This is a genomic window from Methylobacterium oryzisoli (assembly GCF_046557895.1).
Classification (GTDB): domain Bacteria; phylum Pseudomonadota; class Alphaproteobacteria; order Rhizobiales; family Beijerinckiaceae; genus Methylobacterium; species Methylobacterium oryzisoli.
The window spans coordinates 155,875-170,529 of record NZ_JBKIBX010000009.1; the positions used below are offsets into that span (position 1 = coordinate 155,875).

At 73.1% G+C, this 14,655-nt stretch carries 12 protein-coding genes, 1 tRNA gene and 1 pseudogene; 7 read left to right on the forward strand and 7 right to left on the reverse strand.

From position 1 onward, the window contains the following. Window positions 1–8: 8 nt before the first annotated feature. Both ACKUB9_RS11520 and ACKUB9_RS11525 read right to left on the reverse strand, forming a co-directional pair. A complete protein-coding gene (locus tag ACKUB9_RS11520; protein WP_407521970.1) occupies window positions 9–1,790 on the reverse strand; it encodes a cache domain-containing protein in 1,782 nt (593 codons plus the stop codon). 340 nt (window positions 1,791–2,130) lie between these two features. Beyond that, window positions 2,131–2,207: transfer RNA gene (locus ACKUB9_RS11525), tRNA-Pro, on the reverse strand. 254 nt (window positions 2,208–2,461) lie between these two features. On the opposite strand from ACKUB9_RS11525, the gene ACKUB9_RS11530 reads away from it, so the two are divergent. Then, window positions 2,462–4,129: a histidine kinase famiy protein gene (locus ACKUB9_RS11530; RefSeq protein ID WP_407521972.1), complete on the forward strand. Its 1,668-nt coding sequence runs from the start codon at window positions 2,462–2,464 to the stop codon at window positions 4,127–4,129. A gap of 24 nt (window positions 4,130–4,153) precedes the next feature. On the opposite strand, the gene ACKUB9_RS11535 is transcribed toward ACKUB9_RS11530, so the two are convergent. Next, window positions 4,154–4,396: a hypothetical protein gene (locus ACKUB9_RS11535; RefSeq protein WP_407521974.1), complete on the reverse strand. Its 243-nt coding sequence runs from the start codon at window positions 4,394–4,396 to the stop codon at window positions 4,154–4,156. Between the two features lie 87 nt (window positions 4,397–4,483). Here ACKUB9_RS11535 and ACKUB9_RS11540 point away from each other — a divergent pair, with 87 nt between their 5' ends. Further along, the gene (locus ACKUB9_RS11540) at window positions 4,484–5,311 is read left to right on the forward strand and encodes a class I SAM-dependent methyltransferase (RefSeq protein ID WP_407521976.1); all 828 of its coding nucleotides are present in this window, start codon (window positions 4,484–4,486) and stop codon (window positions 5,309–5,311) included. Window positions 5,312–5,319: 8 nt separating this feature from the next. Here ACKUB9_RS11540 and ACKUB9_RS11545 read toward each other — a convergent pair whose 3' ends face one another. Continuing rightward, complete coding sequence (locus ACKUB9_RS11545) at window positions 5,320–5,922, reverse strand: HupE/UreJ family protein (RefSeq protein ID WP_407521978.1); 603 nt, start codon at window positions 5,920–5,922, stop codon at window positions 5,320–5,322. 231 nt (window positions 5,923–6,153) lie between these two features. Here ACKUB9_RS11545 and ACKUB9_RS11550 point away from each other — a divergent pair, with 231 nt between their 5' ends. Further along, window positions 6,154–8,196 carry a M23 family metallopeptidase gene (locus ACKUB9_RS11550; protein ID WP_407521980.1) on the forward strand — a complete coding sequence of 681 codons (2,043 nt, stop codon included), beginning with the start codon at window positions 6,154–6,156 and terminating at the stop codon, window positions 8,194–8,196. A gap of 303 nt (window positions 8,197–8,499) precedes the next feature. Here ACKUB9_RS11550 and ACKUB9_RS11555 read toward each other — a convergent pair whose 3' ends face one another. Then, the gene (locus ACKUB9_RS11555; RefSeq protein ID WP_407521982.1) at window positions 8,500–9,174 is read right to left on the reverse strand and encodes a DJ-1/PfpI family protein; all 675 of its coding nucleotides are present in this window, start codon (window positions 9,172–9,174) and stop codon (window positions 8,500–8,502) included. Window positions 9,175–9,248: 74 nt separating this feature from the next. Between ACKUB9_RS11555 and ACKUB9_RS11560 the strand changes: the two genes are divergently transcribed. After that, a complete protein-coding gene (locus ACKUB9_RS11560) occupies window positions 9,249–10,211 on the forward strand; it encodes a GlxA family transcriptional regulator (RefSeq protein WP_407521984.1) in 963 nt (320 codons plus the stop codon). Window positions 10,212–10,218: 7 nt separating this feature from the next. On the opposite strand, the gene gluQRS is transcribed toward ACKUB9_RS11560, so the two are convergent. Beyond that, window positions 10,219–11,064, reverse strand: coding sequence for a tRNA glutamyl-Q(34) synthetase GluQRS (gluQRS, locus tag ACKUB9_RS11565; protein WP_407521987.1), 846 nt, complete (start codon window positions 11,062–11,064; stop codon window positions 10,219–10,221). Window positions 11,065–11,095: 31 nt separating this feature from the next. Between gluQRS and ACKUB9_RS11570 the strand changes: the two genes are divergently transcribed. Together ACKUB9_RS11570 and ACKUB9_RS11575 are read left to right on the forward strand one after the other, a co-directional pair. Then, window positions 11,096–11,776, forward strand: a complete 681-nt coding sequence (locus ACKUB9_RS11570) for a DNA-3-methyladenine glycosylase family protein (protein ID WP_407521989.1) — start codon at window positions 11,096–11,098, stop codon at window positions 11,774–11,776. Between the two features lie 14 nt (window positions 11,777–11,790). Then, on the forward strand, window positions 11,791–12,459 hold the full coding sequence (locus ACKUB9_RS11575; protein ID WP_407521991.1) for an alpha/beta hydrolase: 669 nt from the start codon (window positions 11,791–11,793) through the stop codon (window positions 12,457–12,459). A 231-nt stretch (window positions 12,460–12,690) separates the two neighbouring features. On the opposite strand, the pseudogene ACKUB9_RS11580 reads toward ACKUB9_RS11575, so the two are convergent. Continuing rightward, window positions 12,691–13,473: pseudogene (locus tag ACKUB9_RS11580) on the reverse strand (HpcH/HpaI aldolase family protein); the annotation flags it as partial. 381 nt (window positions 13,474–13,854) lie between these two features. Between ACKUB9_RS11580 and purC the strand changes: the two are divergent. Further along, window positions 13,855–14,649 (forward strand): phosphoribosylaminoimidazolesuccinocarboxamide synthase, encoded by a 795-nt coding sequence (gene purC, locus ACKUB9_RS11585; RefSeq protein WP_238235646.1) that lies wholly within the window; start codon window positions 13,855–13,857, stop codon window positions 14,647–14,649. Window positions 14,650–14,655: the final 6 nt, after the last annotated feature.

Genomic DNA, 14,655 nt, shown 5'->3' on the forward strand with positions numbered 1-14,655 from the left:
TGTACCAGTCAAGCCGCACCCGTGCCGGTCGCCGCGGCGCGCCGGGCGACCGCGAAGACCGGCGTGCGCTCCGAGAGGCCCTTCAGGGGCTGCGCCCCGAGCGGCACGACCTCGGCCCAGTCCCGCGCCTCGCCGGCCAGCGTGGCGTCCACCAGGATCTGCCGGTCCGCGGCGGCGGCGCAGAGCCGGGCCGCGAGGTTCACCACCGGCCCGATCGCCGTGTAGTCGAACCGGCTCTCGTAGCCGATCCGCCCGACGGTGGCCGGCCCCATCGCGGCACCGACGCCGAAGCCGATCGCGTAACCCCTGGCCCCCCAGCCCGTGACCAGCGCCTGAACCCCATCCTGCATGGCGAGGGCGAGTTCGAGAGCGGTCCGGCCAGGGTCGGGGCGGAGCACGGGGGCGTTGACCAGCACCATGAGGCCGTCGCCCGAGAAGGAGATCAGCGTGGCGCCGTGCGCCGTGATGGCCCGGCCGAGCGCTGCGAAATAGGCGTCGAGCACGTGCAGCACCTCCTCGGGCGGCGTCCGCGCCGAGAAGGCGGTGAAGCCGCGCAGGTCCCCGAAGATCACCGCGACCTCCTGGCGGCGGCCTTCGAGCACGCTGTCGTCGCCCGCGCGATCGACGAGTTCCGCCACCTGCGGCGCCAGGAAGCGCTTGAGCCGCGCGATGCGCTCCTGCCGGTCGCGCGAGAGGGCGAGTTCGCCCGCCATGACGTTGAAGCGGTCCGCGAGCCGGCCGAGTTCGTCGGCGGAATCGATCGCGATCCTGTGCTCGAAATGCCCGGCGCCGATCTGCTCGGTCCCCTGTTCCAGCAGGCGGATCGGACCGGTCATCCGGCGGGCGAGCCAGATGGCGAGCAGACCCGCGAAGACGGTGCCGAGGAGCAGCAGCGCCCCGGTGCGCCACAGCGCGTCGTAGATGGGGCCGAAGGCCTCGGCGAGCGGCTGGCTGACGATCACGGTCCAGTCAACGCCCGGCACCGGCGCCAGCGCGGCGATGACGGCCGCCCCGCTCCCGTCCCGTCCGATCGCAGCAGCGCCGCCCGCCGCCCGGACGACGTCGCGCAGCTGCGCCAGGGGACGGGCCACCGCCTCGTCGTCGCCACGCAGGACGAGGCTGATGTCGGGATGCGCGATCACGCGGCCGGGGCCGTCCAGCACGACGGCCTGCCCGGTCCGCCCGATGCGGATGGCCGAGATCACGTCCCAGATCAGCTTCAGGTTGATCTCCGCGACCGCGATGCCCACGGCCGCGCGGTTGCCGGCCACCGCGATCGTCATGAAGGGCTCGGAGCCGCGAAAATAGGTGACCGGCCCGTACCAGCGGCGCGCCGCCTTCGCCCCGGCGACCGCGGCCTCCCCGGACCGGTCGACGCCGCTGCCGATCCGGTTGAGCCCTACCCGCGAGACGTGGAGCCGCTCCCTCCCCTCCCCGTCGACCAGCGTGAGGCTCACGATCGCAGGGACCTGCCGCAGCAGGCGCAGCGCATCCAGCCGCTGGCGCTCCTCGGCGCCGGGCGTCCAGGGCAGCTGGACCACCCATCCGAGCTGATCCCGGATGCCGTCGATGAAGCTCTGGATGCGGGAGGAGGCCGCCCGCGCCTCCACGCCCAGGAGTTCGTCCAGCTGCGCGCGCTGGTCGCGGTAGCCGAACCACGCCTCCGTGGCGCCATTCGCCAGGAGCGGGACCACGACGGCGGTGAACAGCGCGACGAGGTATTTGGCGAACAGCGATCGGCCGGCGACGGCTCCGGCGAAAGGAAGGCGGCGTGCAGAGGGTTGGCTCACGCTGAACACCTCGCCGGCGAGCGCTGCGGCTGCGCTCGCGGCCGAACCCGTCCGGATCCGGGAAGCCCCTGCCGCGGAGCCCCGTTCGGCCTGAAGCTCCGAGGATCGTGGCGTGCGGCTTGCCCGGATCCGCATCGTGGCACCGGAGCGACGGCACTGTCGAGGCGCAGACGTCCTCGCCGCGGGGCGGCCCGGTCAAGGGCTGAGACCCGCTCGGCCAACGACGGAGGAGCGGGAGGAAACACCGCGTCGCAAGCAGGCTCGGCGCCCCGCTCGCGCGCACCATCCCGCCCGCCGCCGGTTCACGCTATGAGGAAAGTTCGTGGAATCTCGGGAATTTTGGTCGGAGTGGCAGGATTTGAACCTGCGACCCCCACGTCCCGAACGTGGTGCGCTACCAGACTGCGCTACACTCCGAAGCGTCGGCGGCGCCGACGTGGGGGCTTATAGCGACGGCTCACGTGGGCCGCAAGCGGCGAGGCGGCGCGAAATCGGGGAATTCCACGCGGGTTCTCATTCGCGGGGCGAGACCGGCCCTTCCCGTGACAACGCGCGCTCGTTCTGATGCGCGACGATCCTATATCCTGCCTGCGACGTAGGGGATGCCCGCCCACGCGCACCTTGCGCCCGGATGGGTGCCAGACTTCGGACGGATCAGGCCAGGTGCTGGATTGAGCGAGGACGAGCAGACGAACGGGTGTGGGGACGGGCCTGAGGGTTTTCCGGCACCGGGGCCGGGCGCCCGGCCGAGCCCGCACCTGCGATCCGCCACCGTCACCCGTCCGGGCCTCGATGAGCGCGGAAGCGTCTACTTCGCGGCGATCGAAATGACCCGGATGCCGATGATCCTCACGGATCCGCGCCAGCCCGATAACCCGATCATCTTCGCCAACCGCGCCTTCCAGGACCTCACGGGCTACGAGGAATCCGAACTCATCGGCCGCAACTGCCGCTTCCTGCAGGGCGCCCAGACCAACCGGCGGACGGTGGACGAGCTGCGCGACGCCGTGATGGCCCGGCGCGCCTTCGCCACCGAGATCCTGAACTACAAGCGCGACGGCACGCCGTTCTGGAACAGCGTGTTCATCGGACCTGTGTTCGACGAGGCGGGCGACGTCCTGTACTTCGTCGCCTCGCAGCTCGACGTGACGCGGCGCTGGGCCTCGGAGCAGGCCTTCCGGCAGGCGCAGAAGATGGATGCCATCGGCCAGCTCACGGCCGGGCTGGCGCACGATTTCAACAACCTGCTGCAGGTCGTCACCGGCAACCTGGAGATGGCGATCCAGGCGGTTTCCGAGGAGCGGCCGGCGCGCCAGATCAACCGCGCCCTCCAGGCCGCCGAGCGGGGCGCGAAGCTCACCCAGCAGCTCCTCGCCTTCGCCCGCGAGACGCGGCTCGAACCCAAGGCGCTCGCGCTCGACGCCCTGATTCTGGCCTTCGCCGAGGTGATCGGGAGCACGCTCGGGGACGCGATCACGGTGAGGCTCGACCTCGCGCCCGGCCTGCCCGCCGTCACCCTCGACCGCACGCATCTGGAGGTGGCACTGCTCAACGTGCTCCTCAACGCCCGGGACGCGATGCCGAAGGGCGGGACCGTGACGATCGCGACCGCCCCGGTGACGGTCGAGGGCGACGTGGTGGCCCAGGGCCTGCCGCCGGGCCGGTACGTGGCGCTGCGGGTGGTGGACGAGGGCGAGGGCATGCCCCCGCACGTGATCGCGCGGGCGACCGAGCCGTTCTTCTCGACCAAGGGCGCCGCCCGGGGGACCGGCCTCGGCCTCGCGATGGTGCACGGCTTCGTGCAGCAATCGCTCGGGCGGCTGGAGATCGCGAGCCGCCAGGGGTGCGGCACCACCGTCTCGATGATCTTCCCGGCGAGCGATGCCGCCGCCGAGGCGGCGCCCGCGCCGAGCAGCCACCGCCCGCGCCGCGGCAGCGAGACGGTGCTGGTGGTGGAGGACAGCGACGACGTGCGCTCGCTCGCCAGCGAGTACCTGGAGGATCTCGGCTACACGGTGCTGCTCGCCCGCGACGGGCGGGAGGCGCTGAGGGTCATCGAGGCGGAGCCAGGCATCGCCCTGCTCTTCTCCGACATCGTGATGCCGGGCGGCCTCGACGGACTCGGCCTCGTCGCGGCGGCGCGCGGCCGCCGTCCGGACCTGCCGGTGCTCCTGACCACCGGCTACACCGAGGATCTGGTGGCCGAGGGACCGGCCGCGCCGACCATGGACGTGCTGGGCAAGCCCTATCGGAAATCCGAACTGGCCGACCGGGTGCGGGCGGCCATCGACCGCGGGGCGGCGCCGCGCTTCGCCCCCGGCGAGCCCCACCACGGCTGATCCCGGGAAGAGGCGCGGGGCCGCTCAGATCCGGCCGGCGAAGCGTTCGACCTCGTGCGCCAGCAGGTAGCCCGGCCGCCGCGCGAGATCGCGCAGCGGGATGACGAACCCGTCGATGCGTTTCGGGCCGCGAAACCCCTCGACCGCGATGCCGTCCGGCGCGAGGCTCGCCCGGATGGTCCGGTGCGGGTCCGAATGGCGCGCCGCCACCTGCCCGATCGCCGCGAGGCCGGCGCAGATCTCCTGCGCGCTCAGCGGCCTGTCCATTCCCACCTCGTCCATGACGTCATGCCCTCCATATGAGGCCCGGCGCGGCGTGCCTCCTACCGCCGCGCGCCGACCGGAGACACGCCCATGCCCGATTTGATGCCGCAGGCCGAGTACTGGAACGGCGAAGTGGGCGAGCGCTGGGCGCGGATGCAGGCCGACCTCGATGCCGCGTTCGCGCCCCTCACGGATGCCTTCCTCGACCGGCTCGACCTGCGGCCGGGCCTGCGCGTCCTCGATATCGGCTGCGGGTGCGGCGAGACCACCCTGCTCGCCGCCGCCCGCATCGCCCCCGGCGGCCACGCCGCCGGGCTCGATCTCTCCCGCCCGATGCTGGCCCGCGCGCGCGGCCGTCCATCGCAGGGCGCGCCGGTCACCTGGATCGAGGGCGACGCGCAGGCGGTCGGATTCGCGCCCGACTACGACCTCGTCCTGTCGCGGTTCGGAGTGATGTTCTTCGAGGATTCGCGGGCCGCCTTCGCGAATCTGCGCCGGGCCTTGCGGGCCGGCGGGCGGCTCGGCGTGCTGTGCTGGCGCGGCCCACACGAGAACGAATGGGTGACGCTGCCGCGCGAGGCCGCCCTCACGGTGGTGCCGCCGCCCGACCCCCTGCCCGAAGGCGCGCCGGGGCCGTTTCGGTTCGCCGACGCGGACCTCCTCACGGCCCTCCTGGCGGAGGCGGGCTTCGCCGCGGTGGCGGCCGAGCGGATCGACCGCGCCATCACGGTCGGGCAGGACCCGGAGGAGGCCGCGCGCTTCGCCCTCACCATCGGTCCGGTCTCTGCCCTGATGCGCGATCTCGACCCCGAGACCCGGGCGCGCGCCCATGCGGCCGTACTGGCGGCGATGCCGCGCACCCGGCCGGTGCGCCTCGCCGCGTCCTGCTGGCTCGTGACGGCGACGAATCCGGGCTGAGTGCCCGCTCAGACCAACCGCACCAGGAGCGCCACGCCCGCCAGGGCCACCGCGGCCCCGGCCAGGGGAGCCGCGCTCCGCAGGCGCCCGCCGAGAAGGCCAAGGCCCAGGCCGGCCGCGTGCAGGAGCGCCGTGCCGAGGACGAAGCCCGCGCCGTAGGCGAGGCCGGAGGCGGTCTCCGGCATCTCGACCCCGTGGGCATGGCCGTGAAAGACCGCGAAAAAACCCACCGTAGCGGCGAGGCCCGCGACGGGCAGGCCCGCGCCCGCCGCCACCGCGAGGCCGAAGACCACGACCGAGACCCCGATCGCCCCCTCCACGTAGGGCAGGCCGAAGCCGAGGGCGCCGAGCAGGCCGCCGAGGGTCATCATCCCTAAGAAGGCCAGCGGCAGCGCCCACAGCGCCCGCCCTCCGCGCAACGCCGCGAGCAGCCCCACCGCCACCATCGCCAGCACGTGGTCGGCCCCGCCGAGCGGATGAGCGAACCCGGCCGAGAACCCCGCGGCCTCGCTGTGGCCGCCATGGGCGAGCGCGGCCTGGGGCGCGAGCGCGAGGACGGCCAGGAAACCAGCGAGGAGACCGGGAAGGAGGCCGGGCAGAGGACGCGTCATGGGGGGCTCCGGATCGGATGGGCGGGCGCGAGCTTAAGCGTCAATCGCCGCCCGGTCACGGGGGCGACGGCGCCGGGCCGCCTCAATCCTGACATGCTGGCGACCGACACGCTTCTCCCATCGGTCTTCGGTCCCGCGGCACGCGTCGGTTGATTTCGGCGCACGGGCTCAGCATGGTCGCTTACCCGATCGGCCACGACACGCGGCAACGACATCCCTGCAGGAGCCACGGTGAAGCGCGCGCGTCTCGAACCGGCCGGGAACCCGCCACCGCCCTCCCGCTCCGGGAGGGTCGGCGATCCCGGTCACGAGCCGCCCCTCAATCTGCTCGGCGCCGTCTCCCCGCAGGCCGACCGCCGCGACGTCAACCTGCGCTGGCTGGCGGCCTGCGTGCTCACCGGCATGACCGGGGCCGGGCTGATCGGCTCGGCGATCTACTGCGCGCTCCAGGGCGAGACGCATTTCGCGCAGGCCCCGCAGGTGGTCGCGACGGCGGCCCGCCCGCAGCCGAGCGACGGCGGCAGCAACCTCGCCCGCAAGGCCGACCGGCTGGTGCGCAACCCGATGGTGGCGCTGGCCAAGCAGAGTTTCCGGGCGCCGGTGACGATCCGCGCGGGCGAGCGCGAGATCATCAAGGTCCGCCCCTTCGTGCGGATCGCCACCGCGCTCTCGACCACGGCGGGCCTCGCCGCCACCGACATCCCGCCCTTCGATCCCATGCGGTTCTTCGCCGAACCGGGCAACGGGGAGCGTGCGCCCGAGGCGGGAACCGGCGAGGCGCCGGATGCGGACGTCTCGGTGGTCAAGCGCGACCTCGGCGAGGCGGAGGTGGGCGCCGGCGCGCCGGCGCTCGGCGACGACGACGTGGCGGCCCAGATCGAGGAGGAGCGGCGCCTCGCCGCCGAGGCCGGGCGCCTCGCCGCCCTGCCGATCGCCCCGCAGCTCATGCTGTCGCGCGCGCTGCGCAACATCGCGACGCTGCCCGGCCTCGACGGGGCCGAGGCGGCCCGCGACCCCTCCCCGTTCAAGTCGATCGAGGTGCGGGTCCTGCGCGAGAACGTGACCGACCTGCCCAAGCTCGAAGCGCGCTCGCGCGAGGCGCCGCTGGTGGAGGAGCGCGACGTCACCGTCAAGCGCGGCGAGACGCTGGAGGCGGTCCTGCGCGCCCATGGCGGCCTCGACGAGCAGGTGCGGCCGATCCTCACCGCGCTCGGCGGCCGGGCCAAGGCCGGCGCGGTCGGCGAGGGCCAGCAGATGCGGCTGCAGATCGGGCCGGGCGCCAAGCCGGGCGATCCGCGCCAGCTCACCCGGGTGATCCTGTACGGGACGGGCGGCATCGAGGCGATCGCGGCCATGAACGACCGCGGCGTCTTCGTGTCGGTGGCGCCGCCCCCCACCGAGGGGAGCGCCCCCCGGACGGACCCGGCCGCGGACGAGGAGGACGAGGGCACCGGCGCGCGCCTCTATGCCAGCCTCTACGAGACGGCCGCCCGCCACGACCTGCCCCGCAGCATGGTCGAGGATCTGGTGCGGATCTTCGGCTACGACGTCGATTTCCAGCGGCGCGTGGCGAGCGGCGACAACCTCGAACTGCTCTACACCTACGACGAGGAATCCGGCGGCTCGGCCGAGCGCCCGGACCTGCTCTACGCGGCCCTCAGCGTCGGGGGCGAGACCCGGCGCATCTACCGCTTCCAGTCCCCCGACGACGGCACCGTCGACTACCTCGACGAGGGCGGTCGCTCGCTCAAGAAGTTCCTGATCCGCAAGCCGGTCGCGGACGGCATCATGCGCTCGGGCTTCGGCTACCGCCGCCACCCGGTGCTGGGCTATGCCAAGCTCCACACGGGCGTGGACTGGTCGGTCCCGATCGGCACGCCGATCGTGGCGGCGGGCAACGGCACCGTGCTGAAGGCCGAGTGGGATTCGGGCTACGGCCGCCGGGTCGAGGTCCAGCACCTCAACGACTACGTCACCACCTACAACCACATGTCCCGGTTCGGCCGCGGCATCGCGGCCGGCAGCAAGGTGCGCCAGGGGCAGGTGATCGGCTATGTCGGCTCCACCGGCCTCTCGACCGGCGCGCATCTGCACTACGAGGTCATCATCAACGGCCACTTCGTGGACCCGATGAAGATCCGCGTTCCCCGCGGGCGCGAACTCGACGGCCGGCTCCTCGCCGAGTTCCGGCGCCAGCGCGAGCAATCCGACGGCCTGCTCCAGCGCTCGACGAGCGGCGGTCCCGCGCTCGCGCAGCGCGAGGCCATGCGCTGAGGCATCAAGCGCGGGGCGCCGGGTTCGCGCATCGTGTCCCGGCACTCGGAAAACCTGCTTCGTCAAAGACTTCCGACCAGCTGAGAGCGAGGTGCGGGATCCCCTCTCCCGTGCGGGAGAGGGGTAGGGGTGAGGGTCCCGGGAGGGTGCAGCAAGAAGGCGGGACGCTGCCGCTACCAGCACTGCCGTTCGAGCGCGACCTTGAAGCGCCCCGCTCCCCTCACCGCGCTTTCCGCTTCACTGCGGCTCCACCTGGACCCTCACCCCTGCCCCTCTCCCGCACGGGAGAGGGGTTCCCCCCGCTCAGAACGGGCCGAGGCGCGCCACGATCGCCTCCCGGGCGGCGCGCGATCCGGCGAAGCGGGTGCGCGCCCGCGCGACGATCTCGGCCGGGGCCTCCCGCGGGGTTCCGGCCCGGAAGGGCGGCTCGGGGGCGTATTCGAGCATGAGCTGGATCGTCTCGGCCTCCTCGCGGCCGAGCAACGCCGCCACGACGGCGAGCCCGAAATCGATCCCCGAGGTCACGCCGCCCGCGGTGATCAGCGTGCCGTCCTGAACGATGCGCGCCTCGACCGGCTCGGCGCCGAAGCGGGGCAGGAAGTCGAGGGCGTTCCAGTGCGTCGTGGCTCGCTTGCCGGCGAGGAGGCCGGCGGCGCCCAGCACCAGCGCGCCGGTGCAGACGGAGGTGACGTAGCGCGCCTGCCCGGCCCGCTCGCGCAGGAAGCCCAGCACCGCCTCGTCCTCCAAGAGCGCGTTCACGCCCGCGCCGCCCGGCACGCAGAGCACGTCGAGGGGTGGGCAGGTCGCGAAGGTCGCGGTCGGGACGAGCGGAAGGCCGGTCGCGGAGGCGACGGGTTCCAGATCCTTCCAGACGAGGTGCACCCGCGTGTCGGGCGTCGAGGCGAAGACCTCGTAGGGACCGGTCAGGTCGAGCTGCTGGACCTGCGGGAAGACGAGGATGCCGACGTTCAGGGTCATGGAACCGCTCCCGGATTGACGGCCCCCTCATACGCCACCAAGATCTGGCGGAAACGCCAAACACCCCTCGGATCATGCCAAACGCCGTCCGCCGCATCGAGATCCTGGCCTTCCCGGGCGTGCAGCTCCTCGACGTGACGGGGCCGTTGCAGGTCTTCGCCTCGGCCAATGACCTCGCGCAGGGTGCTAAGCCCTACGAGCCGGTGGTCGTGGCCGCCGAAACGCCGGTGATGTCGAGCGCCGGCCTCGCCCTGGCGGCCGGGCCGCTGGAGGATGGGGCGCCGCCGCACACGCTCGTGCTGGCGGGCGGGCGGGGCGTCGATGCGGCGAGCGAGGACCCCGCCCTCCTCGCCTGGATCCGCGCGCGGGCCGCGGGTGCCCCGCGCGTCGCCTCGGTGTGCAGCGGCGCCTTCCTGCTCGCGGCCGCGGGCCTGCTCGACGGGCGGCGCGCCGTGACGCACTGGCAGCGCTGCGCCCAGTTCGCGCGCCGCTTCCCGGCCGTACGCCTCGACCCGGAGCCGATCTTCGTGCGCGACGGCGCGATCTGGACCTCGGCCGGGGTGACCGCCGGCATCGACCTCGCGCTCGCGATGGTCGAGGAGGATCTCGGCCGTCCGGCCGCCCTCGCGGTGGCGCGCCAGCTCGTCGTCTTCCTCAAGCGTCCCGGCGGGCAGGCGCAGTTCAGCGCCCTCCTGGCGCTCCAGTCCGGCGACGGGCGCTTCGACCGGCTCCACGCCTGGATCGGCGAGAATCTGCGGGCCGACCTGTCGCTGACCGTCCTGGCCGAGCGCGCGGCGATGAGCGGGCGCAGCTTTTCGCGCCGCTACCGGCAGGCCACCGGGCGCACGCCCGCCCGCGCGGTCGAAGAAATCCGGGTCGAGGCGGCGCGCCGCCTGCTCGAACAGGGGATGCCCGTGACGGCGGCGGCGACGCGCTGCGGCTTCGGCTCGGAAGAGACCCTGCGGCGTGCCTTCCTGCGCCTCGTCGGGACGAGCCCCAGCGCCTACCGCGAGCGCTTCGCGGAGAGGCGGGCGTGAGCCCGCGTCAGGGAAAGCCGAGCCGGCGGCGGATCTCCGCCGCGGTCACGCCCTGCGCCCGCAGGTCGGCGAGGGCGAGCGAACCCCGCGACTTCGCGAGTTTCTCGCCCTCGGGATCGCGCAGGAGCGCGTGGTGGTGGTAGCGCGGGCTCGGCAGGCCGAGCAGGCGCTGGAGCAGCACGTGCAGGTCGGTCGCGGCGTCGAGATCCTGGCCGCGCACCACGTGGGTGACGCCCTGCGCGGCGTCGTCCAGCACCACCGCGAGGTGATAGCTCGTCGGCACGTCCTTGCGGCCGAGCACCGCGTCGCCCCAGCGCTCGGGATCGGCCGGGCGGTCGCCCGGCGTGCCGGCCGCGTCGACCGTGTCGACGCGGAGCGAGCCCGGACAGGCGGCGCGGGCCGCCCGCATGTCGAGCCGCCACGCGTGCGGCGCGCCCGCGGCGATCCGCTCCGCGAGATCGGCGCGCCCGCAGCAGGTGCCCGGATAGAGAGGTGCCCCGTCCGGGTCGCGCCCGAGGCTCGCCTGCGCGATCTCCTTGCGCGAGCAGAGGCACGGATAGACGAGGCCCCGCGTGCGCAGGGACGCGAGGGCGGTCGCGTAGGCCGGGAGATGATCCGACTGGCGCCGTACCGGCTCCTCGAAGCGCAGCCCGAGCCAGCGCAGGTCGGCGAGTATCGCCTCCGCCAAGTCGGGCCGGCAGCGGACGGGATCGATGTCCTCGATGCGCACGAGCAGCCGCCCGTGCATCCGCCCGGCCATCTCCGCGTTCAGGAGAGCCGAGTAGGCATGGCCGAGATGCAGGCGCCCGTTGGGGCTCGGGGCGAAGCGGAAGACCGGAGGACGGGACGGCATGGGGCGCAGCAGGCTTGAGCCGAAGATGGGGATGGCGAGGCGCGCCGTCGATGGTGCCCCGCCCGCGCGGCTCCTCGATTCGGAAGACGTGCTGCGCGAGGGCGTGGCGGCGCTCGCCGCCTGCGACCCGGTGATGGCCCGCATCGTCGCGGAGGGCGCAGTGCCGCCCCTGCGCAAGCGCCCGCCGGGCTACGAGGGACTGGCCGCCATCATCGTGGCCCAGCAGCTCTCCACCGCGAGCGCGGGCGCGATCTGGGGGCGGCTGAAGGCGAGCCTGCCCGACCTCACGGCCGAGACCCTGGCGGGGGCCGACGACGCCGCCCTACGGGCCGCCGGCCTGTCGGGGCCGAAGATCCGCACCCTGCGGGCGGTGGCCGAGGCGGTCGCGGCCGGCAGCCTGCCGCTCGACGCGCTCCACGCGCTGCCGGCGGACGAGGCCCACCGGCTGATGGTGGCGGTGCGCGGCATCGGCCCCTGGACCGCGGACGTTTACCTGCTCTTCTGCCTCGGCCACCCGGACGCCTTCCCGGCAGGCGACCTCGCGCTGCAGGAGGCGGCGCGGCTCGCCGACGGCCTCGATGCGCGCCCGAGCGCCGCGGCGCTGACCGAGCGGGCGGAAGGCTGGCGGCCCTGGCGCGGGGTCGCCGCCAAGGTGCTCTGGGCGTATTACCGGGTCGCCAAGGCGCGCGACGCCGCGCCCATCCAGCCCTGAAACCGGAGCCCCCGATGACGACGCTCACCGGCCCGCGCCTGCCACCCCGCTCGGGTTGGGCCCCGCGCCAGCTCGTGGTGCTGCTGCACGGCTTCGGCGCGGACGGCAACGACCTGATCGAGCTCGGGCGCGCGTGGCAGCCGCTCCTGCCGGACGCCGCCTTCGTGTCGCCCCACGCGCCGGAGCCCTGCCTCCAGGGCTTCGGGCGGCAATGGTTCCCCCTCACCTTCCGGGACCCGCACGAGCGCTGGCGCGGGGTGAACCGGGCGGCCCCTGGTCTCGACGCCTTCCTGGACGCCGAACTCGCCCGCCACGGCCTCGACGAGAGCCGCCTCGCGCTGGTGGGGTTCAGCCAGGGCTGCATGATGGCGCTGCATGTCGGCCTGCGCCGCCCGCGCCGGCTCGCCGCGGTCGTCGGGCTGTCGGGTCTCCTCGTGGTCGAGGAGGGCAAGGGACCGGAGAGCCTGATGCCGGCCATCCGCTCGGTCCCGCCGATCCTGCTGGTGCATGGCGACCAGGACGACGTCATCCCGGTGGAGGCCCTCTTCCTCTCCACCGACCTCCTCGCCGGGGCCGAGGTGCCGGTGGAGTGGCACCTCTCGGCCGGCACCGCCCACGGCATCGACGAGGGCGCCCTGCACCATGCCGGGCTGTTCCTCGCCCAGGCCTTCGCTGGCCGATAACGCGGCTAGAGCAGGCTTCGATCAGGTTGAAACGTGAAGCCTGCTCTAGGTTTTTGATTTTGCCGCATTTTCTGCGACGAACCGGCATCCACTTCGTCGGAAAATGCTCTATCCCCGTGCCTCCTTGAGCGCCGCCTGCACGCCCGCGCGCAGCAGCCCCACGTCGCTCGCCAGCGCGATCAGGTCGAAGCCCTGGCCGGCGAGCTCGCGGGCGCGCGGGCCGGAATGGGNTCCCCGTGCCTCCTTGAGCGCCGCCTGCACGCCCGCGCGCAGCAGCCCCACGTCGCTCGCCAGCGCGATCAGGTCGAAGCCCTGGCCGGCGAGCTCGCGGGCGCGCGGGCCGGAATGGGAGTAGACGCCGATGTGCTTGCCCGCCGCCCGGGCGCGCGCGAGCACATGGTCGAGGGCCGCTCGGGTCGCGGCTCCGTCCGGGTCGAGCCCGGCGCCGCCCGAGAGCGCGATCGACAGGTCGGACGGCCCGATGAACACGCCGTCGATCCCCTCGACGCCGAGGATGCCGTCGATGGCGTCGAGCGCCGCGCGGGTCTCGATCATCGCCAGCGTGAGGCACAGCCCGTTCGCCTCCTTGAGGTACTGGTCGCCCGAGAGCCCCGAGAGGGCCAGCGCCGGCAGCGGCCCCCAGCTCCGCTCGCCGAGCGGCGGGAACTTGGCGAAGCCCGCGAACAGCCGGGCATCCTCCACGCTGTTGACCATGGGGGCGATCACCGCCGAGACGCCGGCGTCGAACATCCGCGAGACCGTGTTGAAGGCACCCACCGGCACCCGCGCGATGGTCGGCTTGCCGCGCGCGGCGATCAGCGGCACCGAGCGGGTGACGCTGGCGACGTCGTGGGCGCCGTGCTGCATGTCGAGCACCACCGCGTCGAAGCCCGGCTCGCCCGCGAGGATTCCGGCCACCGCAGGCTCGGCGATGCCGCTCCAGGCCGTGATCAGCGGTCGACCGTCCCGCAGCCGCGCGGCCAGCGCCGCGACCGCTCCACCCCGTTCCGCCATGCGCATCCTCCCCGTGGTCGTCCAGCCCCGGCCGCCGGGTTCCGGTCCGGCCGGCCGAACCGCGGGACCTTAGGTCGGGCCGCCACGGGCGTCGAGGCGCGACGCTCGGGCTTATCCGGCGCGAGATCCGGGGATTCTTGAAACCCGGACCCGGCGGGACCACATTCCGGCATCGAACGGCACGGACGGATGGTGTCCCCGATGCCACTGGCGCGCTCCCGGCAGGCATCCCTGCGACCGGGCTAACGCGTTGTGCTGCCTTCTCGCTTCGGGTAGTTTGCGACCGGCTGCAGGGACGATCCGGTTCGAGTCGTCCCTCGCCCGACCTGATTGCGGGTCGCCGCGCCGCGGGCCTCACACGTATTCTGGAGCCACGGCCCCATGGATTTCCTCAAACCACGGTACACGCCTATGAACCGCCGCCGTCGCATCTACGAGGGCAAGGCGAAGGTCCTCTACGAAGGTCCCGAGCCCGGCACGCTCATCCAGCACTTCAAGGATGATGCGACCGCCTTCAACGCCAAGAAGCACGAGGTGATCGACGGCAAGGGCGTGCTGAACAACCGGATCTCCGAGTTCCTGTTTCAGCATCTCAACGACATCGGCGTGCCGACCCATTTCATCCGCCGCCTCAACATGCGCGAGCAGCTGATCCGCGAGGTCGAGATCATCCCGCTCGAAGTCGTGGTGCGCAACGTGGCGGCCGGCTCGCTGGCGACGCGGCTCGGCCTGGAGGAGGGCACGCAGCTCCCGCGCTCGATCATCGAGTTCTACTACAAGAACGACCAGCTCAACGACCCGATGGTTTCGGAGGAGCACATCACGGCGTTCGGCTGGGCGACTCCCCAGGAGATCGACGACATCATGGCGCTGGCCATCCGGGTCAACGACTTCCTGTCCGGCCTCTTCCTCGGCGTCGGCATCCGCCTCGTCGACTTCAAGATGGAGACCGGGCGCCTGTGGGAGGGCGACCTGATGCGGATCGTCGTTGCCGACGAGATTTCTCCGGATTCCTGCCGGCTCTGGGACATCAAGAGCCAGGACAAGCTCGACAAGGACCGCTTCCGCAAGGATCTCGGCGGCCTGATCGAGGCCTATACCGAGGTGGCGCGCCGCCTCGGCATCCTGGGCGAGAACGAGAAGGTCCAGAGCGGCGGCCCGCGCCTCGTCCAGTAGGCGCGC